This window comes from Herbaspirillum aquaticum (genome assembly GCF_002213425.1).
Classification (GTDB): Bacteria; Pseudomonadota; Gammaproteobacteria; order Burkholderiales; family Burkholderiaceae_D; genus Herbaspirillum; species Herbaspirillum aquaticum.
The window spans coordinates 135,779-155,953 of record NZ_NJGV01000011.1 but is presented as its reverse complement, the minus strand read 5'-3'; the positions used below and the strand labels follow the sequence as shown (position 1 = coordinate 155,953).

Sequence of the window (20,175 nt, the reverse complement as noted above, 5' to 3'; positions counted from 1 at the left end):
GGCCGCCAAGCGTCGCCTGCCGTTGTTGCAGCTCCTTGCCGTGGCACCACCACGGCGCGTCGCTGCGCCTAGGCAGCCAACGCTTGGCGGCCTCTCGCACTCGCAGATTGAATGTGAACAGGCCCTAAGTCATTGCATCCCCCCAACTGAAAATGAAAACGCCCCGCCGGTTTCCCGCGGGGCGTTTCACATTTCTCGTGCGGTAGAACGACGATCAGCGCTCCCGCCCCTTCTCCCACAACACATCCTGCCCACCCGCTTCCCGGTTGAGCACGCGCGCCAGCACGAAGCACAGGTCGGAGAGGCGATTGAGGTACTGCCGCGCCGGCGCATTCACGCCGGCCTCGGCCTTCTCCAGCATGACCACGCTGCGCTCGGCGCGGCGGCATACGGTGCGGCACACGTGCGCCAGCGCGGCCGTGCGCGAGCCGCCGGGCAGGATGAATTCCTTCAGCGGGGGCAGGGTGGCGTTGTATTTTTCCAGCAGGGCGTCCAGCCGTGCCAGGTGCGCATCGGCCAACACCGTATAGCCCGGGATGCACAACTCGCCGCCCAGGTCGAAGAGGTCATGCTGGATCGACACCAGCTCTTCCCGCAATGCGGCCGGCAGCGTCTCGCACAACAGCAGGCCCAGCTGCGAATTGAGCTCATCCACATCGCCCAGCGCCTGGATGCGCAGGCTGTCCTTGCCCACGCGGCTGCCATCGCCCAGCCCGGTGCTGCCATCATCGCCCGTGCGGGTGGCGATTTTCGAAAGTCGGTTGCCCATCATTGCTCCTAGTTGATCCGCCGGGCAGCTTAAGCGCAAGCCCCGCCCAAGGCAAGCGCTTCCCATGCGCTGCGAGCCGCCGCGCGCCAGCTGGAAAAATGCGTAAACAATTCACTTGATTTGCCCGATCGGGCGGCATGGGCGAGGACATTTGCGCAAACTAAAGCGTGCAAGAGAGTAAAATTCATCGATTGGATCAGTGGTCAGTCCACTGGAGCAGCCCGGGACGCCGCTTCATGACCCTGCATCTTCCCGCACAAGAGCACAAGAACCCCGAGACACCAGACCCCTGAGAGACATTGCATGAATCACCTAGTTGACGCCCGGAAACTGAAACGCCCCGTGCCGCAGGCCCTGCTCGACGAGCTCAAGGCCCTCTTCGGCGAGCGCTGCTCCACCACCCTGGCCATGCGCGAGCATCATGGCCGCGACGAATCCTCCTACGATCCCATGCTGCCCGATGCCGTGGTGTTCGCCCACAGTACCGAGGAAGTCGCCGCCTTCGTCAAGCTCTGCAGCCAGTACGACACCCCCATCATCCCCTACGGCGCCGGTACCTCGCTGGAGGGCCACGTGCTGGCCCTGCAGGGCGGCGTCACGGTGGACCTGTCCCAGATGAACCAGGTCCTGGCGGTCAACGCCGAAGACCTGACGGCGACCGTCCAGGCTGGCGTCACCCGCAAGCAGCTGAACCAGGAGATCAAGGATACGGGCCTGTTCTTCCCCATCGATCCGGGCGCCGATGCCTCGCTGGGCGGCATGGCCTCGACCCGCGCGTCGGGCACCAATGCCGTGCGCTACGGCACGATGAAAGAAAACACGCTGACCCTGACGGTTGTGACCGCCCAAGGCGAGATCATCAAGACCGGTACCCGCGCCAAGAAGTCCTCGGCCGGCTACGACCTGACCCGCGTCTACGTGGGCAGCGAAGGCACCCTGGGCATCATCACCGAAGTGACCGTGCGCCTGTATCCGCAGCCGGAAGCCATTTCGGCCGCGATCTGCTCCTTCCCCAGCGTGGCCGACGCGGTCAACACCGTCATCCAGACCATCCAGATGGGCGTGCCGCTGGCACGTGTGGAACTGCTGGACGAAAACGGCGTGCGCGCCATCAATGCCCACGACAAGCTGAACCTGCCGGTCAATCCCTTGCTGCTCTTCGAATTCCATGGCAGCGAGAACGGCGTCAAGGAACAGGCCGAGCTGGTGCAGGATATCGCCAAGGAATTCCATGCACTCGGTTTCGAATGGGCCACCCGCCCCGAAGACCGTACCCGTCTCTGGACCGCCCGTCACAACGCCTACTTCGCGCTGCTGCAACTGCGCCCCGGTGCGCGCGCGATTTCCACCGACTGCTGCGTGCCGATCTCGCGCCTGGCCGAATGCGTGCTGGCCACCAAGGCCGATTGCGAAGAACAGGGCCTGATCCACGCCATCATCGGCCACGTCGGTGACGGCAACTTCCACGTGCAGATGATGGTGGACCCCAACGACCCGGCCGACATCGCCCGCGCCGAAGGCGTCAACGCCCGCATGGTGGCGCGTGCCCTCGGCATGGATGGCACCTGCACCGGTGAACATGGCGTGGGCCTGCACAAGATGGACTTCCTGATCCAGGAACACGGCGATGGCGCCATTGCCGTCATGCGCGCCATCAAGCACGCCCTCGACCCGAAGAACATCATGAACCCCGGCAAGATCCTGCGCTGGGAGCAGTGAGCCCGATGTGATACGCGGGCCGGGAGTGAAAAACTTGGTTTTACGCGCCTGGCCCTTTAGTTTTTCGGCAACAGAATGTTAGTTTTTATCAGGTTTGCTTGAACCGCAGCAGGAATCCACCATCCATGGCCACCCGCCTCCCCCCCGTCCATGCCCTGTCCGCCTTCGAGGCGGCAGCCCGTCATAACTCCTTTGCGATTGCCGCCGAGGAACTGTGCATCACCCCCTCGGCGCTGTCGCACCGGATCCGCCTGCTGGAAGAGTTCGTGGGCGAGCGCCTGTTCTATCGCGACGGGCGCTCCATCGGCCTGTCCGAATTTGGCCGCCGCTATCTGGATGTGGTGCGCAGCGCCTTGCGCACGCTGACCGATTTCCCGATGCCCCACCGCAATGCGGCCGTGCAGCCCAAGATCAAGGTGATGCTGCCGCCGACCTTCGCGCGCCACCTGCTCATGCCGCGCATTGCCGACTTCACCCAGCGCCATCCGGAGATCGTGGTCGAGCTGTATCTGTCGGTGCCGCTGTATGACCTGTCGCTCTCGGAGAGCGATGTCGAGATCCGTTTCGGTGCCGGCAACTATCCCAACATCATCACCGAGAAGCTGTTCGAGGAACCGGCCTTCGCCGTGGCCAGCCCCGGCTACCTGAAAACCCTGCCGCCGATGAAGTCGCCCACCGACCTGCAGCATGCGACCCTGCTGCGCTCGGCCCTGGAGCCCTGGCAGCCCTGGTTCGAGGCGGCCGGCCTGAAGGACTGGGTGGAACCGTCCTCCGGCCTGCGCGTGGACGACCTCGGCCTGCTGCTGGAAGCCGTGCGCCACGGCTACGGCATTGGCCTCACGCGCCAGCACTTCGCCGAAGAACTGCTGGCCCGGGGCGAGATCGTGGAATTGTTCGACGTGCGCCTGCGCACCCCGCCGCATGCGTATTACGTGGTCTACGAGCGCGCCGTGCGCGAGCGGCCCGAGGTCGATACCTTCATCAGCTGGATGCAGAACGCCTTCCGCAACATCTGAAGCGCCTTTGCATCGCCCGTCCCGTCCGGCCGCCCTGAAAATAATTCACGGCGGCCGGCAATTCTTTTCAGTGGGCCGCCAGCCAATACGGCACCGTGCAGGGCGGCAAAATTCGTTACACTTGTCGGACTGAAAAAGCCCGCCCCATGCGGGCTGACAACAAACGAGACAGCGTGAGCCGCAGCACCGGATGCAAGAAGAGGGACATCCAGCGCCGCACGCCTGCCTAGCTTACCGCCGAGGTCCAGCATGAATGCTCCCGCCCAACCGTCCTTCGCGCCGGCCCGCCAGCGCGAAGTTGTCGACGCCCTGCGCCGGGTCGTCCCCGCGCACTGCGTGCTGTTCGACGAAGAAGACACCCGCCCCTACGAATGCGACGGCCTGGCCGCCTACCGCCAGTTGCCCATGGTGGTGGTGCTGCCCGAAAACGAGGCGCAGGTCATCGCCATCATGAAGGCCTGTCACGCGCTGCAGGTGCAGATCGTGCCGCGCGGTGCCGGCACCGGCCTGTCGGGCGGGGCCATGCCCATTGCCGATGGCGTGGTGGTCTCCACCGCAAAATTCAACCAGATCCTCAAGATGGACAAGTACTCGCGCACCGCCGTGGTCCAGCCCGGCGTGCGCAACCTGGCCATTTCCGAAGCGGCGGCCCCGCACGGCCTGTATTACGCGCCGGATCCGTCCTCGCAGATCGCCTGTTCCATCGGCGGCAACGTGGCGGAGAATTCGGGCGGCGTGCACTGCCTGAAATACGGCCTGACGGTGCATAACGTGCTGCGCGTACGCATGGTCACCATCGAGGGCGACGTGGTGGAACTGGGCAGCGGCGCCCTGGATGCCCCGGGCCTGGACCTGCTGGCCGTCTTCATCGGTTCCGAAGGCATGCTGGGCGTGGTCACCGAAGTGACCGTCAAGCTGGTGCCCAAGCCGCAGGCCGCGCGCGTGATCATGGCTTCCTTCGACGATGTGGTCAAAGGCGGCAATGCGGTCGCCAACGTGATCGCGGCCGGCATCATCCCGGCCGGGCTGGAGATGATGGACAAGACCAGCTCGCGCATGGTCGAGCCGTTCGTCAAAGCCGGCTATGACATCGATGCCGAAGCCATCCTGCTGTGCGAATCCGACGGCACCGTGGAAGAGGTGGAAGAAGAAATCGGCCGCATGACCGACGTGCTCAACGCCAGCGGCGCGACGGCCATTGCCTGTTCGCAGAGCGAAGCCGAGCGCCTGCGCTTCTGGTCCGGCCGCAAGAACGCCTTCCCGGCCGCCGGCCGCATCTCCCCCGACTACTACTGCATGGATGGCACCATCCCGCGCAAGAAGCTGGCGCAGGTGCTGCTGGGCATCGCCGAGATGGAAAAGAAATACGGCCTGCGCTGCGCCAACGTCTTCCATGCGGGCGATGGCAACCTGCATCCGCTGATCCTCTTCGATGCCAACATCGCGGACGAATTCCACCGCGCCGAACTGTTCGGTGCCGAGATCCTGGAGCTGTGCGTGGAAGTGGGCGGCACCATCACCGGCGAACACGGCGTGGGCATCGAGAAGATCAACTCCATGTGCGTGCAGTTTTCTCCCGCCGAGCGCGAGGCCTTCTTCAAGTTGAAGCGCGCCTTCGACCCTGCCTTCCTGCTCAATCCGGACAAAGCCATTCCCACCCTGCATCGCTGTGCCGAGTACGGCAAGATGCACGTGCAGCGCGGCCAGCTGCGCTTCCCCGATCTGCCGAGATTCTGACCATGCAAGCACAACAAGACATGGAGGCCGTGCTGGCCTCCTTCCGCGAACGCATCCTTTCCGGCCGCGCCCTGCAGATCCGTGGCGGCGGCACCAAGGACTGGTACGGCCAAGTGCCTTCCGGTGACCTGCTCGACACGCGCCCCTACAGCGGCATCATCGACTATGAACCGACCGAGCTGGTCATCACCGCCCGCTGCGGTACGCCCCTGGCGGAGATCGACGCCGCACTGGCCGGGCACAACCAGATGCTGGCCTGGGAGCCTCCGCGTTTCGGCGGCGCGGCCACCGTCGGCGGCATGGTCGCGGCCGGCCTCTCCGGTCCCTCGCGCGCTGCCGCCGGGGCCGTGCGCGACTTCGTGCTGGGCGCCGTGTTGATGGATGCCCAGGGCGAGCAACTGCACTTCGGCGGACAAGTCATGAAGAACGTCGCCGGCTATGACATCTCGCGCCTCCTGGCCGGTTCGTTGGGCACGCTGGGTCTGATCCTGCAGGTCTCGCTGAAAGTCTTGCCGCGCCCCATTGCCAGCAGCACCCGCGTTTTCGAGATCAACCAGGAGGGCGCGCTGCGCCTGCTCAACCAGAGCGCAGGACAACCCCTGCCGCTGGTAGCCAGCGCCTGGGTCAACAATGTGCTCACCATCCGTTTGTCGGGCGCACAGGCCGCCGTGGATTCAGCAATCAAAAAGATGGGTGGCACCGAATTAAGCAATCCGGAAGATTACTGGACTGACCTGCGCGAGCAGACCCATCCCTTCTTCGCCGACCCGCAAGCCCCGCTGTGGCGCCTGTCCGTGCCATCAGTGGCCCCGCCCATCGACCTGCCGGGCCGCCAGCTGATCGAGTGGGGCGGGGCGCAGCGCTGGCTGCGCCCGGAGGGCAATGTCGATGCCGTTGCCATCCGCGCCGCCGCACTGGCCGTGGGCGGACACGCCAGCCTGCATCGTGGCGGCGACAAGGCCATCGGCGTCTTCCATCCCTTGCAGCCCGCGGTGGAAAGCATCCATCGCCGTCTCAAGCAGCAATTCGACCCGCAGGGCATCTTCAATCCCGGCCGCCTGTACGCCAGCCTGTAAGCACCTCTTTTCCAAGCGATCATCATGCAGACCAACTTGGCTGATTTCATCCGCAACACCCAGGCCGGCGAGGAAGCCGACAGCATCCTGCGTTCCTGCGTGCATTGCGGTTTCTGTACCGCCACTTGTCCCACCTATCAACTGCTGGGCGACGAACTGGATGGGCCGCGCGGCCGCATCTATCTCATCAAGCAGGTGCTTGAAGGCAAGCCCGCCACGGCCGCCACGCAATCGCACCTGGACCGCTGCCTGACCTGCCGCAACTGCGAATCGACTTGCCCGTCCGGGGTGCAGTACGGGCGACTGGTCGACATTGGCCGCAAGGTGGTGGAAGAGCAGGTGCAGCGTCCCTTCGGCGAGCGTGTCTTGCGCACCGCCTTGAAGGAACTGGTGCCGCGCAAGTGGATCTTCCGTCCGGCCATGAAGGCGGGGCAGATGGTGCGCCCGCTCTTGCCCAAGCTGCTGCAGAACAAGGTGCCACTGCCGCAGGACGCCGGGACCTGGCCCACGCGCACCCATGCGCGCCAGATGCTGCTGCTTGAAGGTTGCGTGCAGCCGTCGATGGCCCCCAACATCAACAGCGCCACTGCGCGCGTGCTCGATGCGCTCGGCGTGCAATTGTTCGCGCCGCCCAAGGCCGGCTGCTGCGGCGCCATCCGCTATCACCTCAATGACCAGGACGGCGGCCTGGACGACATGCGCCGCAACATCGACGCCTGGTGGCCCTACATCGAAGGGCGTGACGGCATCCGCGCCGACACCATCGTCATGAATGCCTCCGGCTGCGGCGCCACCGTCAAGGAATACGGCCACCTGCTGCAGCATGATCCCGACTACGCCGAGAAGGCGCGCCGCATCTCCCACATGACGCGCGACATCAGCGAGATCCTGCTCGAGTTCGAGGAGCAGCTGCAGCACCGGCTCAAGGATTTCAACGGCAAGCGGGTGGCCTATCACCCGCCCTGCACCCTGCAGCATGGGCAGAAGATCCGCGGCAAGGTCGAAGGCATCCTGCGCGCGGCCGGCGTGGATGTGCAGTTGTGTGCGGACAGCCATCTCTGCTGCGGTTCAGCCGGGACCTATTCGGTGCTGCAGCCGGAGCTGTCCTACCGCCTGCGCGACAACAAGATCAGCAAGCTGCAGGCCACCGATCCCGACATGATCGTCACCGGCAACATCGGTTGCGTCACGCATCTCCAGTCGGGTACCGAGACCCCGGTGCGGCATTGGATCGAGCTGCTGGACGCCGCGCTGCAAACGCCTTCCTGACGATTTGCTGACGATAGTCTGACGGTGGCGTGCGCACCGTGAAGTTTCCTGCAACACAACACCAGCCCCGCTTTGCGGGGCTTTTTTGTTGTCGTTTGTAGGCTTTTTGATCACGCCCCGGGCATTTTGACCCTATTTATTCGATGCGGCTTGACGGCAGGGGGCATAAGTCAATAAGCTTCGTCCTTTTTTCCGGACGACGGGAAAAAACGGTCAGGGTTTCTCATTAGAAACTGACGCTTCCTGACCATCCAAAAGCATGGCGCCCCTGTCACTGCACCGGCCGGCGCCGCCCGCAAGCCTTACATCATCGTCCTCTCACCTGCCTCGTGCCGGTGCCGAGCGAGGGCAGGAGAACACATGAAGAAACGCATTCCACAAGCCGCCTACATCTTTGCCGCCATGCTGCTGGGCATCCTGGTCGGCTACCTGATTTTCAATCACTACGACAAGGGCGAGGCCAAGGAATTGGCGGGCTATATCTCGATTGCCTCGGACCTGTTCCTGCGCCTCATCAAGATGGTCATCGCACCGCTGGTGTTCTCGACCCTGGTGGTGGGCATCGCCCACATGGGCGACGCCAAGTCGGTGGGCCGCATCTTCGGCAAGTCGCTGGCCTGGTTCTTCATCGCTTCGCTGGTGTCGCTGGCGCTGGGCATGATCATGGCCAACCTGCTGCAACCGGGCGCCGGCGTGGCGCTGCCTTCGCCGGATGCTGCCGGCGCGGGCCTGGCCACCAGCAAGTTCACGGTCAAGGAGTTCTTCAACCACCTGGTACCCAAGTCGATCGTGGAAGCCATGGCGCAGAACGAGATCCTGCAGGTGGTGGTGTTCTCCATGTTCTTCGGCATCGCCCTGGCGGCGCTGGGTGAGCGCGGCAAGAACCTGCTGGCCGTCATCGACGACCTGTCGCACACCATGCTCAAGATCACCGTCTACGTGATGAAGTTCGCGCCCGTGGCAGTGTTTGCCGCCATGGCCGCAACGGTGGCCGTCAACGGCCTGGAGATCCTGGTCAGCTTCGCGGTCTTCATGCGTGACTTCTACTTCTCGCTGGTGCTGCTGTGGGTGATCCTGATCGCGGTGGGCTTCGTGTTCCTGAAGAAGCGCATCTTCCACCTGCTGGCGCTGATCAAGGAAGCCTTCCTGCTGGCCTTCGCCACCGCCAGCTCGGAAGCGGCCTATCCGAAGCTGCTGGACGCGCTGGACCGCTTTGGCGTCAAGCGCAAGATTTCCAGCTTCGTCATGCCGATGGGGTATTCCTTCAACCTCGACGGTTCGATGATCTACTGCACCTTCGCCACGCTCTTCATCGCGCAGGCCTATGGCATCCACATGCCGATCTCGACCCAGATCACCATGATGTTGGTGCTGATGCTGACCTCCAAGGGCATCGCCGGTGTGCCGCGCGCCTCGCTGGTGGTGATTGCCGCGACCCTGCACCAGTTCAACATCCCGGAAGCGGGCCTGCTGGTGATCCTGGGCATCGATACCTTCCTCGACATGGGCCGTTCGGCCACCAACGCAGTGGGCAATTCGATCGCTTCGGCCGTGGTGGCCAAGTGGGAAGGCGGCCTGCTGAGCGAAGAAGAAGCAGCGCGCGCCGAAGTCGAGATCGAACAGGAAGCCGAAGCCACGCTGCACGCCGAAGCCTGATTCGATAGTTAGGGCCTGTTCACATTCAATCTGTGAGATGCGTTGCCCCCAGAAGGCGGGCTCGCAAGGCGCGCGTCAGGGCTGGTGGTGGTGCCACCAGCCCTGACGTGCAACGCGGCCAGCGCGCCTTCTGGGGGCAACCCTCCGGGAGAGGCCGCCAAGCGTTGTCTGCCTAGGCGCGGCGACGCGCCGTGGTGGTGCCACGGCAAGGAGCTGCAACAACGGCAGGCGACGCTTGGCGACCTCTCGCACTCACAGATTGAATGTGAACAGGCCCTAGTCCAAGAATTGAACAATGCCGCCCGGTGATGAGCCGGGCGGCATTTTTCATGGGCGCAAGGAAAGTGATTCAGGCCGGCAGCGCCTCTGGTTGCTTGACCGCAATCCATTCCTGCAAGGTGATCTCGATGGTGATGAAAGAGAGATTGGCGCCGCGCACGAAGCGTCCGGCAAAGATGCGGCCCTCGGTATCGGCCACCACGCCCTGCAGCGGATGGGCGCTGCCCGCGCCATCGGCAAAACCGATTTCACCGAAGACGTTGAGGATTTCCACGCCCGGCCCGTTGATCTCCATCGCACGCACCCCGGACGGGGTGGCGTATTGCAGATGGGCATCGATGAGGCTGCCGATGGCGCCCCGCACGATGGCCTTGTCCATGCCGTGCTGTCGGCACAGCGCTTCCACGCTTTCGGTGAGGTCCTGGTTGGGTTTGAGCCGGGCCATCACCAGCTTGCCGAGCTGGCCCTGTTCTACGTGGATGTGGTCGTCAAGGGAGTCGCTGTCATGGGCGGGGAGCGTCATCATCATTCCATGGGTGTCGGATGCAATAGACTGAAGTGCGTCTCTTCATCGCTGTTGACGACGAAGGCGCTGCGGGAGAACAGGCACAGGCGCAGGATGAGCGGATCGTCGCCCACCTCCACCGTGTCGAGCAGCAGATGGCCGCCATGCAGCGTGCCATCGCCATCGATGAAACCTGAGTGGCAATGCAGTAACACTTTTCCGTCGGCGTTCTGGCCGATGGTGATGGCGCCGGTCACGAAGCTGATGACGCCTTCCAATACATGCGGTGGTCCGTAGTCATAAGGCCGGTCGGGATCGCCGGTCTGTTCGATGCGGTGGTAATGCAGGCGCCGCGCGGTACCGCCGCACAGTCGCCCCACGCCGCCGCGCTGGCCATAGCGCGCCAGCACGCGCCGCAAGGCAGGGCCCACCGGTGTGCCCGGTTGCAGCGTGATACGAAGTTCCTCGGCCGGGTCGGCCTCCAGGTCCAGCGTGCGCGGATAGCTCGGCTGGCCTGCATGAAGGAATTTGCGCACCGCCAGGAAACCGGCGCTGGCCGTGGCCTGGCCAGGTTGGCTGGAGAGTTTCATAGACGGTAGTCGCCTTGCTCTTCCAGCAGCGCCTTGATCTGTTTCTTGACGATCTTGCCGTAGCCCGACTTGGGCATGCTGTCCCAGTAGACGAAGCGGCGCGGCCATTTGTACTTGCCGATGCGGGTTTCCAGGTGCGCCAGCAATGCCTCGCCATCGACCTGCTGGCCGGCCTTGCAGACGATCACCGCCAGCCCGCTTTCACCCCACTTGGGATCGGGCACCCCCAGCACCGCCACCTCGGAGACTGCCGGGTGCGTCAGCAGGGCTTCCTCGATTTCGCGCGGATAGACGTTGGAGCCGCCCGAGATGTACATGTCCGAGGAACGTCCCGTGATGTAGAGGAAGCCATCCTTGTCCACATGCCCGAGGTCGCCGGTATGGAACCAGTCATGCTTGAAGGCCTTGGCATTGGCCTCCGGATTATTGTGATAACCCATGAAGACGGCCGGTCCGCGCACGCAGATTTCTCCGGTCTCGAAGGGCGCCAGCTCCTGGCCATCGTCGTTGAGGATGGCGACCTGCATGCCGGTGCGCGGCATGCCGCAGGTCCCCACGCGCGCCTGCGGATGGGCATCATCCTCGAAGTGCAGGTAGGGCGGCAGGAAGGTAATGTTGCCGGTCACTTCGCCCAGGCCGTAATACTGCACCAGCACCTTGCCCAGCTTCTTCAATGCATGGACCTGGTCGGCGCGGTACATGGGCGCGCCGGCATAGATGAGGTGTTTCAGCGAGCTGTGGTCATAGCGGTCGACTGACTCATCCTCGACCAGGATCTTGACGATGGTGGGCACCGTGAAGAGATTGTCCACCTTGTATTTCTCCACCAGCTGCCAGGCTTCCTCGACCACCAGTCGTTCGGACGAGAGCAGGATGCTGGCCGCACCGCGCGCGGTATTGACCACCGCATGCACGCCCGCGCCGTGCGACAGCGGTGCCACCACCAGCGAGCGCGATTGATGCGTCAGGCCCGGCATCAGGTCGGCCAGGTGATTGGTCACCACGAAGGCCATCTGGCCGTGCGAGAGCATGCCCGCCTTCGGATGCCCGGTGGTGCCGGAGGTGTAGAAGAACCAGAGCGGATCGTCGTAATCGACTTCAGCCTCGCGGAAGGACTCGCCGCTGCTTCCGGCTACCAGCGTTTCGTAATCGAGCTCGCCCGGCCGTGCGTCGGCCAGGGCCACCACGTGTTCGAGTGCCGGCGAGGCGGATTTCACTGCGTCGACATAGGGCGCGAAACCGCGGTCATAGAGCATCACGCAGGCGCCGCTGGACTGGCCGAGATAAGCGGCCTCGGGTGGCGTGATGCGGAAATTGGTCGGCACCCAGACCACGCCCATCTTGAAGGCAGCCCAGGCACTCTCGAAGATCTGTTGGTTGTTGCGCGAGTGGACCAGCATCTTGTCGCCCTTCTTGACGCCGCGCCGGGTGAGGGCGTGGGCCAGCGCATCGACGCGGGCATTGATCTCGCGCCAGGGGATCAGGCGGTCGCTGCCATCGGCTGCGCCTTGCGCCAGGATCAGTCCGGGTTCTTCCGGAAAACGGCGCGCCACGTCCGAGAGCAGGCGGCCCAGGTTCATCACTTTGCTTAACATCGTCTCACTCGTCCCGATTCTTCTGATGGAATTCTGATGGAAATTGGCGTGCTGCCTTGTTCTGTTTTTCTGCACATCACTTCATGCGGCGCGCCACCCTTCAACGACAGGATTGCGCACCGCTGCTGCTACCGCATTGTTAGTTCACACGCTCCAGAATGCTCACATAGTTGGCCACCGCCGCACCGCCCATGTTGAACACGCCGGCATAGCGCGCATTGGCGATTTGCATGTCGCCCGCATCATGGGATGCCTGCATGGCTGCCATCACGTGCATCGAGACACCGGTGGCACCGACCGGGTGGCCCTTGGACTTCAATCCGCCCGAGGGATTGACCGGCAGCTTGCCATCCTTGGCGGTGATGCCTTCGGCAATCACGCGCGCGCCCTGGCCGTGCGGGGCCAGGCCCATGGCTTCGTATTCCAGCAGCTCGGCCACGGTGAAGCAGTCGTGCGTTTCCACCAGCGAGAGATCATCGAGGCTCAGGCTGGCCTGGCCCAGCGCCTTCTTCCAGGCCAGCTCGGCGGCCTCGAAGCGGGTCGGGTCGCGGCGCGACAGCGGCAGGAAATCATTGACGTGGACCGCCGCGCGGAATTGCACGGCACGCGGCATGGACTTGGCCACATCGGCGGCGCTGATCACCAGGGCAGCTGCGCCGTCGGAAATGAGCGAGCAGTCGGTGCGCTTGAGCGGACCGGCCACGTACGGGTTCTTGTCGGAGACCGTGCGGCAGAAATCGAAACCGAAATCCTTGCGCATGTGGGCATAGGGATTGACCATGCCGTTCTTGTGATTCTTGGCCGCGATCATCGCCAGCGCATCGGACTGGTCGCCGAAGCGATCGAAGTAGCTCTGTGCGATCTTGCCGAAGACCCCGGCAAAGCCGCCCGGAATGCCCGCCTCTTCCTTGGCGTAACAGGCCTTGAGCAGCACCTCGCCCACTTGCGCGGTGGCCAGTTCGGTCATCTTCTCGAAGCCGATCACCAGCACGTGTTTCGATTCGCCGGCCTTGATCGCCTGCAGGCCCGAATGGATGGCCGCCGAACCGGTGGCGCAGGCATTCTCCAGGCGCGTGGCGGGTTTGAAGCGCAGCTGCGGCAGCGTGTTCAGGACCAGCGAAGAAGGGAAATCCTGGTACAGGAAACCGGCATTGAAGGTGCCGAAGTGCACCGAGTCGATGTCTTCCGGTTGCAGCCCGGCGTGCTCGATGGCGGCCTTGGCGACCTGGCCGATCAGCACTTCCGGATCGATGCCGTCGAGCTTGCCGAACTGCGAATGGTTCCAGCCGGTGATGCAGGGTGAGGATGCAGAAACAGTCATGGGGTTGTCCTTGTGTCCGTAATCACGGGGTCAATGGAGCGGGGTCGCTCCGTTACACACAGGGGCAATATGCAAAATCGGTGCCACGCGCAGGACCGCTTGCGCCACCGCATGCAGCCGGTGTCGAAGGTCCCTTGCCTCGGCATCGCGCAGCCGGTGATGGCACCATCGCGCCAGGTGCCGGCCTGCATCTTGCCCGTCTCCTGAGAGTGCCGGCGCAAAGCCGCGCCGGGTCTCGCTTTGTTGTTGATGTTGATGCGTGCTGATGTGTTCGGCAGGCGGCCCGCTCATTCCCGACATGCAGGAAAAAATGGAACAGGGCAGGGCCGTGCCCGCCGACCGCATGAAGATAGCACGTACTTTACGTTAACGTAAATCATTGCGCTGCAGCAGCCGGCAGGCATCACTATTGCCGGTGAGCAGCATGAACAGGTGTCGATTCCTGCGACAGTGCAGCGACACTCCTGCGACAGGTGTCGCAGCCCCGCTGCACGTAAATAAATGAGGGCGGCGATGATTGCGTGCTTGTACAGGCCCGCCCTTATCGCAGAGAATACAGGCGCAGTGCCGTTGAGGGAGCGGGGCGAGGCCATGCCGACCAGGGAGGACCGGGGGCTTGGCATCCAATTTGCTCTGTCGAGGCACAGGCAGTGTTGACCACCCGGAACAGGGAGCTGCACGCCCGATCCAGCAAGCCCTGTAGCGCCGGATTCAGCAAATTTCAAAATTACAAACAGACAGACAGGAGACAATCAGATGGAACAATCCACTGGCAAGATCACGCGCCGCCATTTTCTGAAGACCGCCTCGGTGGCCTCGGCTGCCGCCGCTACCGGCCTGGTATCGACGTCCGCACATGCGGCCGAGTTCACCTTCAAGTACGCCAACAACCTGCCGGTCACCCACCCGATGAATGCGCGCGCCAAGGAAATGGCCGCTGCCATCGCCGAACAATCCAAGGGCCGCATCGAACTGCAGCTCTACCCCAACAACCAGCTGGGCACCGACACCGACATGCTCTCGCAGGTGCGTGCGGGTGCGATTGATTTCTTCACGCTCTCGCCGCTGATCCTGGGCACGCTGGTGCCGGCCGCGCAGATCTCCGGCATCGGCTTCGCCTTCAAGGATTACAGCCAGGTCTGGCCGGCCATGGATGGCGAGCTGGGTGCGCATGTGCGCAAGCAGATCGAAGCCAAGTCGACGCTCTTCGCCTTCGAGAAGATCTGGGACAACGGCTATCGCCAGATCACCAACAGCACCAAGCCCATCAAGGCGGCCGACGACCTCAAGGGCATGAAGCTGCGCGTGCCGCCCAGCCCGCTGTGGACCTCGATGTTCAAAGCCTTCGACGCGGCACCGACCTCGATCAATTTCGCCGAAGTCTATTCGGCCCTGCAGACCAAGATCGTGGAAGGCCAGGAAAACCCCATGGCCATCATCTCTACCGCCAAGCTCTACGAAGTGCAGAAATACTGCTCCATCACCAACCACATGTGGGATGGCTTCTGGTTCCTGGGCAACAAGAAATCCTTCGAGCGCCTGCCCAAGGACCTGCAGGACCTGATGGCCCGCATCATCAACGAAGCCGCCATGAACCAGCGCGCCGACGTGCGCAAGCTCAACGATTCGCTGGTCGATGAAATGAAGGGCAAGGGCCTGGCCTTCAACAATGCCGACGCCGATTCCTTCCGCGCCAAGCTGCGCAGCGCCGGCTTCTATGCCGAGTGGAAAAAGAAGTTCGGTGACGAGCCCTGGACACTGCTGGAGAAGTACACCGGCAAGCTGGCCTGAACGGTCCGTTTGCCGGGGCTCGTCCTTGCATGAGCCCGTGCGCCGGAGCGCAGCCCTCACCGTGAGGGCTGCGCTCCGGCCCTGAATCCATTTCGCTGGAGCTTGATGATGGAAGCTGCAATGACTTACCGCGCCCCGGTCAACATGAACCCGGCTGCGCGCGCGCTGGTCGCATTCAATCGCATGGTGATGCACGTGGTCGGTGCCGTGGCCGCCGCCCTGGTGGTGGCTGAAACCGTGGTGCTGTTGACCGGCGTGATCTATCGCTATGCGCTGCATGATCCCCTGGTGTGGTCCGATGAACTGGCCTCGATCCTCTTCATTTGGCTGTCGATGCTGGGTGCCGTGCTGGCCCTGGATCGCGGTGAACACATGCGGCTCACCGCCATCATCAACAAGTGTTCCGAGAAGGGCCGCGTGTGGCTCGAAACGGTGGCGGCGCTGGTGGTCTGCATCTTCGTGCTGATGGTGATCCATCCGGCCGTGGACCATGCGGTCGAGCAGATGCCGATCACCACGCCGGCGCTGGAAATTCCCGATGGCCTGCGCGCCGCCGCCTTGCCGGTCGGCGCGATCCTGATGCTGCTGGCGGCGGTCTCGCGCATGGCGGCCATGACGACGATGCGCCTGCTGCTCTCCGCCTTGGCCGTGGTGGCCGTGATCGCGGGTGCGCTGTGGCTGGCCAAGCCCATGCTGCTGGGCATGGGCAATTACAACCTGATCGTGTTCTTCGTACTGCTGATCGGCGTATGCGTGGCCGGTGGCATTCCCATCGCGTTCGCTTTCGGTACGGCGACCATGGCCTATCTCGCCCTGGCCACCACCGCACCGCTGATGATCGTGGTCAGCCGCATGGATGAGGGCATGTCCAGCCTGATCCTGCTGTCGGTGCCGCTGTTCGTGCTGCTGGGCTCCTTGCTGGAAATGTCGGGTTTGGCCAAGACCCTGATCGACTTCATGGCCGCGTTGCTAGGCCATGTGCGCGGCGGCCTGCAATACGTGCTGCTGGGCGCGATGTTCCTGGTCTCCGGCATCTCCGGTTCCAAGGCGGCCGACATGGCAGCGATCGCCCCGGCGCTGTTCCCCGAGATGAAAAAGCGCGGTTCCAAACCGGAAGAACTGGTGGCGCTGCTCTCCTCCTCGGGAGCCATGACCGAGACCATTCCACCGAGCCTGGTGCTCATCACCATCGGTGCGGTCTGCAGCGTCTCGATCACGGCACTGTTCATTGGCGGCCTGATGCCGGCGGCCATTGCCACCATCGCCATTGCGGTCGTGTGCTGGATGCGTGCGCGCCGCGAGCCGATGCCGGATGTGCAGCGCGCGCCGGTTTCGCTGATCGTCAAGACCTTGATTGCGGCCATTCCTGCACTGGCGCTGCCGATGCTCATCCGCGTGGCCGTCATCGAAGGCGTGGCTACGGCCACCGAAGTAGCCACCATCGGCGTGGCCTATACGGTGGTGGTCGGGCTGATCATGCACCTGTTCCTGAAGCACCTGAACTTCAAGCGTCTCTATCCCATGCTGATCGAATCGGCGGCCTTGTCGGGCGCCATCCTGCTCATCATCGGCATGGCCACCGCGATGGCCTGGGCACTCACGCAGTCGGGCTTCTCGGCCAAGCTGGTGGCGCTGATGCAGGGCGTGCCGGGCGGCGGTGCCGGGTTCCTGCTCATTACCATCGTCATCTTCATCGTGCTGGGCAGCCTGCTGGAGGGAATTCCCGCCATCGTGCTGTTCGGGCCGCTGCTGTTCCCGGTGGCGCGTTCGCTGGGCGTGCATGACGTGCACTATGCGATGGTGGTGATCCTGGCCATGGGCATCGGCCTGTTCGCACCGCCATTCGGGGTCGGCTTCTACGCCGCCTGCGCCATCGGCAAGGTGTCGCCGGATGGCGTCTTCAACCGGGTCTGGGGCTACCTGGCCGCGCTGGTGGTGGCGCTGCTGGTGGTGGCCTTCGTGCCCTGGATTTCCATCGGTTTCCTCTGATCCCCGCATCAGTCTTGCGCGCGATCGGGAAGCCTCCATGATTGACCTGCCAACGACGAATTAAAAACGGCGGCCCCACCTCCTTGCGGGGCCGCCTCCATCCACGGAGACAATATGAATCGCAATGATAGCGGCGCCCGCGTGGCGCTCGTGACGGGCGGAGCCATGGGCATCGGCGCCAGCATTTCCACGCAACTGGCCGCCAAGGGGCACACCGTCCTGGTGGCCGACATCAACCTGGAAGCGGCGTCCAAGACCGCCGATGCGCTGGTGGCTGCCGGGCATCGCGCAGCTGCGCTGCAGATGGATCTCGGTAGCGCGGACTCGATTGCCCAGGCCTTCGCCCACATCGAGAAGGATTACGGACGCTGCGACGTGCTGGTCAACAATGCCGGTGTGGCACGCACGTATTCCTTCCTCGACTATCCCCTCGACAACTGGCTGCAGACCATGAACGTGAACGTGACCGGCGTGCTGCTGGCGGGCCAGCATGCGGCGCGGCTGATGGTCAAGCAAGGATGGGGGCGCATCGTCAACATCTCGTCGATCTCGGGCATCCGCGCCGGTGCCGGCCGCACGGCCTATGGCACCTCGAAGGCGGCGGTCATCGGGCTCACGCGCCAGATGGCCATCGAGCTGGCGCAGTACGGCATCACCGTCAACAGTGTCGCGCCCGGTCCGGTGGATACGCCCATGACCCAGGCCATGCATTCGGAGCAGACGCGCGAGAGCTATTACCGCCTGGTCCCGATGCGCCGTTATGGCACCACCGATGAGATCGCCTCGGCGGTGTGCTATCTGGCGGCCGAAGAATCTGCCTACATCACCGGCCACGTGATTCCGGTCGATGGCGGTTTCGTCGCTGGTGGCGTGCTGGAAATCTGAGGGGACACCGATGGACAAGCTCATGCAAGGCAAGGCCATCATCGTCACCGGTGCCGGTTCGGTGGGCGCGGGCTGGGGCAACGGCAAGGCCGCCGCCGTGCTGTATGCGCGCGAGGGCGGCCGGGTGCTGGCGGTGGATCGCAGCATCGAAGCGGCATTGGAGACCCAGGAGATCATCCGCAGTGAAGGCGGCGAGTGTGAAGTGCTGGCGGCGGACGTCTCCCGCAGTGCCGATGTGAAAGCCATTGCGGACGCGGCCATGGCGCATTTCGGGCGGGTCGACGTGTTGCACAACAATGTCGGCATCGCCGAGGTGGGCGGGCCGGTGGAGACCAGCGAAGAAAGCTGGAACCGGCTGGTGGCGGTCAACCAGACCAGCCTGTTCCTGACGCACAAGCATGTGCTGCCGATCATGGAAAAGCAGGGGAAGGGCGCCATCGTCAACATCTCCTCGATGGCGGCTTTGCGCTGGATCGGTTTTCCCTACCTGGGTTATACGGCGACCAAGGCGGCGATCCTGGCCTTCACCAAGAACGTGGCGATGCAGTATGCGCCCATGGGCATCCGCGCCAATTGCGTGCTGCCCGGCATGATGGATACGCCCATGATCCGCGAGCCGCTCAAGGCTTCCTATGGGGGCGACATCGAGGAAATGCGCGCCAAGCGCAATGCGCAATGCCCGATGGGCTTCATGGGGGATGCGTGGGACGTGGCGCATGCCTCGCTGTTCCTGGCTTCCGACCGCGCGCGCTACATCACGGGGCTGGACATGATCGTCGATGGCGGGCTGTCGCTGCGGTGTGTCGGATGAGTGCGGCTCGTTGAAGCTTGTTTGTTGACCGTGGCCAGGCGGGCGTGGAAGCCGACCTGCTGCGGTTTGATGCCCGGGCGTCCAAGAGCGTCCGGGCTTTTTTGTGTTCAGGCCGGGCGGGACGTTGCCTGCATCCTCCCCCACACCTCCACCGCCGTCTGGGCAAACGTCCGTATGCAGGGATTGGTATTCTCCCGGTTCCAGATCACCGCCACCTCCACCGTCGGCGCACCGATGAGCGGCTTGAAGACCGTGGTGTCCAGGTGCATGGCCTGCATCGAGGTCGGCACCAGGGCCACGCCCAGGCCTTCTCCGACCAGGTTGACGATGGTCTGCTGCAGGTTGGTCTCCAGCACGATGCGCGGACGGAAACCATGCAGCTGGCAATGCTGCTGGATCAGGTCATACACCACCGGCGCAATCGGGCGCGGGATGCTGATGAAGGCATCCTCGGCCAGCTCGGCGGCCGAGATCTCGGGCTTGTGCGCCAGCCGGTGCCCGCGCGGCAGCACCGCCAGCAAAGGTTCGGCATAGATGGTGTGGCTGTCGAGCCGGCGGCAATCCTCAGGGCGATACATGATGCCCACGTCGATCTTCTCATCCTCGATGTCGGTGGCCAGCAGGTTGGGCACATATTCGCTCAGGCGCATGTCCACCTCCGGATAGGCCGCCGAATAATGCCGCGTCACCGCCGGCAAGATGTTGTAGGCCGAGGACATCATGAAGCCCACCTTCAGCGCGCCGCTCTGCCCGGTGCTGGAGGAGGCCACATTGCGTTTGGCCCGCTCCAGTGCCTTGAAAATTTCTGTGGTGTCGCGATAAAAATATTTGCCCGCCGCCGTCAGCTGGATGGCCCGTTTGCTGCGGTCGAACAATTGCGCCCCCAACTCCTTCTCCAGCGCCGCAATCTGCCGTGTCAGCGGCGGTTGGGAGATATGCAGCAGCGCTGCGGCGCGTCCGAAATGCAGGGTTTCTGCTACGGTGCGGAAATAGGTGAGGTGTCTCAATTCGATCATTTGATACCTTCAAGGTATTGATTCTGTCTGTACATTGTATTGGAAGTCATCGGTCGGACTGGCTATTCTTTGCCGCAGACGTGCCGTTGCGACACGTCTCCGGGCCCGCCAGAGGCGGCTTCCCGCGCATAAAGAACCGGTCCCGAGGGAA

Annotated in this window: 16 protein-coding genes; 10 read left to right on the top strand and 6 right to left on the bottom strand. The window is 63.7% G+C overall.

All coding sequences use genetic code 11. The annotated features are described in order from the left end of the window. Positions 1-214: 214 nt before the first annotated feature. The gene (locus CEJ45_RS14005) at positions 215-769 is read right to left on the bottom strand and encodes a cob(I)yrinic acid a,c-diamide adenosyltransferase (RefSeq protein ID WP_088755752.1); all 555 of its coding nucleotides are present in this window, start codon (positions 767-769) and stop codon (positions 215-217) included. A 303-nt stretch (positions 770-1,072) separates the two neighbouring features. On the opposite strand from CEJ45_RS14005, the gene CEJ45_RS14000 reads away from it, so the two are divergent. From CEJ45_RS14000 to CEJ45_RS13975, 6 genes are all read left to right on the top strand, one after another. Next, entirely contained in the window at positions 1,073-2,488 is a 1,416-nt protein-coding gene (locus tag CEJ45_RS14000; protein WP_088755702.1) for an FAD-binding oxidoreductase, read from the top strand. A 125-nt stretch (positions 2,489-2,613) separates the two neighbouring features. Continuing rightward, complete coding sequence (locus CEJ45_RS13995) at positions 2,614-3,504, top strand: LysR substrate-binding domain-containing protein (protein ID WP_088755701.1); 891 nt, start codon at positions 2,614-2,616, stop codon at positions 3,502-3,504. 249 nt (positions 3,505-3,753) lie between these two features. Beyond that, positions 3,754-5,241, top strand: a complete 1,488-nt coding sequence (locus CEJ45_RS13990; protein WP_088755700.1) for an FAD-linked oxidase C-terminal domain-containing protein — start codon at positions 3,754-3,756, stop codon at positions 5,239-5,241. Positions 5,242-5,243: 2 nt separating this feature from the next. Beyond that, entirely contained in the window at positions 5,244-6,317 is a 1,074-nt protein-coding gene (gene glcE / locus CEJ45_RS13985; RefSeq protein ID WP_088755699.1) for a glycolate oxidase subunit GlcE, read from the top strand. A gap of 24 nt (positions 6,318-6,341) precedes the next feature. Then, on the top strand, positions 6,342-7,586 hold the full coding sequence (glcF, locus tag CEJ45_RS13980; protein WP_088755698.1) for a glycolate oxidase subunit GlcF: 1,245 nt from the start codon (positions 6,342-6,344) through the stop codon (positions 7,584-7,586). 360 nt (positions 7,587-7,946) lie between these two features. After that, a complete protein-coding gene (locus tag CEJ45_RS13975) occupies positions 7,947-9,242 on the top strand; it encodes a dicarboxylate/amino acid:cation symporter (protein ID WP_088755697.1) in 1,296 nt (431 codons plus the stop codon). Between the two features lie 349 nt (positions 9,243-9,591). On the opposite strand, the gene CEJ45_RS13970 is transcribed toward CEJ45_RS13975, so the two are convergent. The 4 genes from CEJ45_RS13970 to CEJ45_RS13955 form a co-directional block, all read right to left on the bottom strand. Beyond that, the gene (locus tag CEJ45_RS13970) at positions 9,592-10,044 is read right to left on the bottom strand and encodes a PPC domain-containing DNA-binding protein (protein WP_229296875.1); all 453 of its coding nucleotides are present in this window, start codon (positions 10,042-10,044) and stop codon (positions 9,592-9,594) included. A 2-nt stretch (positions 10,045-10,046) separates the two neighbouring features. Continuing rightward, a complete protein-coding gene (locus tag CEJ45_RS13965) occupies positions 10,047-10,616 on the bottom strand; it encodes a PPC domain-containing DNA-binding protein (RefSeq protein WP_088755695.1) in 570 nt (189 codons plus the stop codon). Continuing rightward, on the bottom strand, positions 10,613-12,229 hold the full coding sequence (locus CEJ45_RS13960; protein WP_277622425.1) for an acyl-CoA synthetase: 1,617 nt from the start codon (positions 12,227-12,229) through the stop codon (positions 10,613-10,615). Before CEJ45_RS13960 ends, CEJ45_RS13965 begins: the two co-directional genes overlap by 4 nt. A gap of 121 nt (positions 12,230-12,350) precedes the next feature. Next, the gene (locus CEJ45_RS13955) at positions 12,351-13,532 is read right to left on the bottom strand and encodes an acetyl-CoA acetyltransferase (protein ID WP_088755694.1); all 1,182 of its coding nucleotides are present in this window, start codon (positions 13,530-13,532) and stop codon (positions 12,351-12,353) included. A gap of 756 nt (positions 13,533-14,288) precedes the next feature. Here CEJ45_RS13955 and CEJ45_RS13950 point away from each other — a divergent pair. The 4 genes from CEJ45_RS13950 to CEJ45_RS13935 all read left to right on the top strand — a co-directional run bounded on the left by CEJ45_RS13950 (position 14,289) and on the right by CEJ45_RS13935 (position 19,008). Next, positions 14,289-15,323, top strand: a complete 1,035-nt coding sequence (locus tag CEJ45_RS13950) for a TRAP transporter substrate-binding protein (RefSeq protein WP_088755693.1) — start codon at positions 14,289-14,291, stop codon at positions 15,321-15,323. A 105-nt stretch (positions 15,324-15,428) separates the two neighbouring features. Beyond that, the gene (locus tag CEJ45_RS13945) at positions 15,429-17,312 is read left to right on the top strand and encodes a TRAP transporter large permease (RefSeq protein ID WP_034329143.1); all 1,884 of its coding nucleotides are present in this window, start codon (positions 15,429-15,431) and stop codon (positions 17,310-17,312) included. Positions 17,313-17,426: 114 nt separating this feature from the next. Further along, positions 17,427-18,197, top strand: coding sequence for an SDR family NAD(P)-dependent oxidoreductase (locus CEJ45_RS13940; RefSeq protein WP_088755692.1), 771 nt, complete (start codon positions 17,427-17,429; stop codon positions 18,195-18,197). 10 nt (positions 18,198-18,207) lie between these two features. Beyond that, positions 18,208-19,008 (top strand): SDR family NAD(P)-dependent oxidoreductase, encoded by an 801-nt coding sequence (locus tag CEJ45_RS13935; RefSeq protein ID WP_088755691.1) that lies wholly within the window; start codon positions 18,208-18,210, stop codon positions 19,006-19,008. Positions 19,009-19,115: 107 nt separating this feature from the next. Here the strand turns inward: CEJ45_RS13935 and CEJ45_RS13930 are convergent, their stop codons facing one another. Next, on the bottom strand, positions 19,116-20,024 hold the full coding sequence (locus tag CEJ45_RS13930; RefSeq protein WP_088755690.1) for a LysR family transcriptional regulator: 909 nt from the start codon (positions 20,022-20,024) through the stop codon (positions 19,116-19,118). Positions 20,025-20,175: the final 151 nt, after the last annotated feature.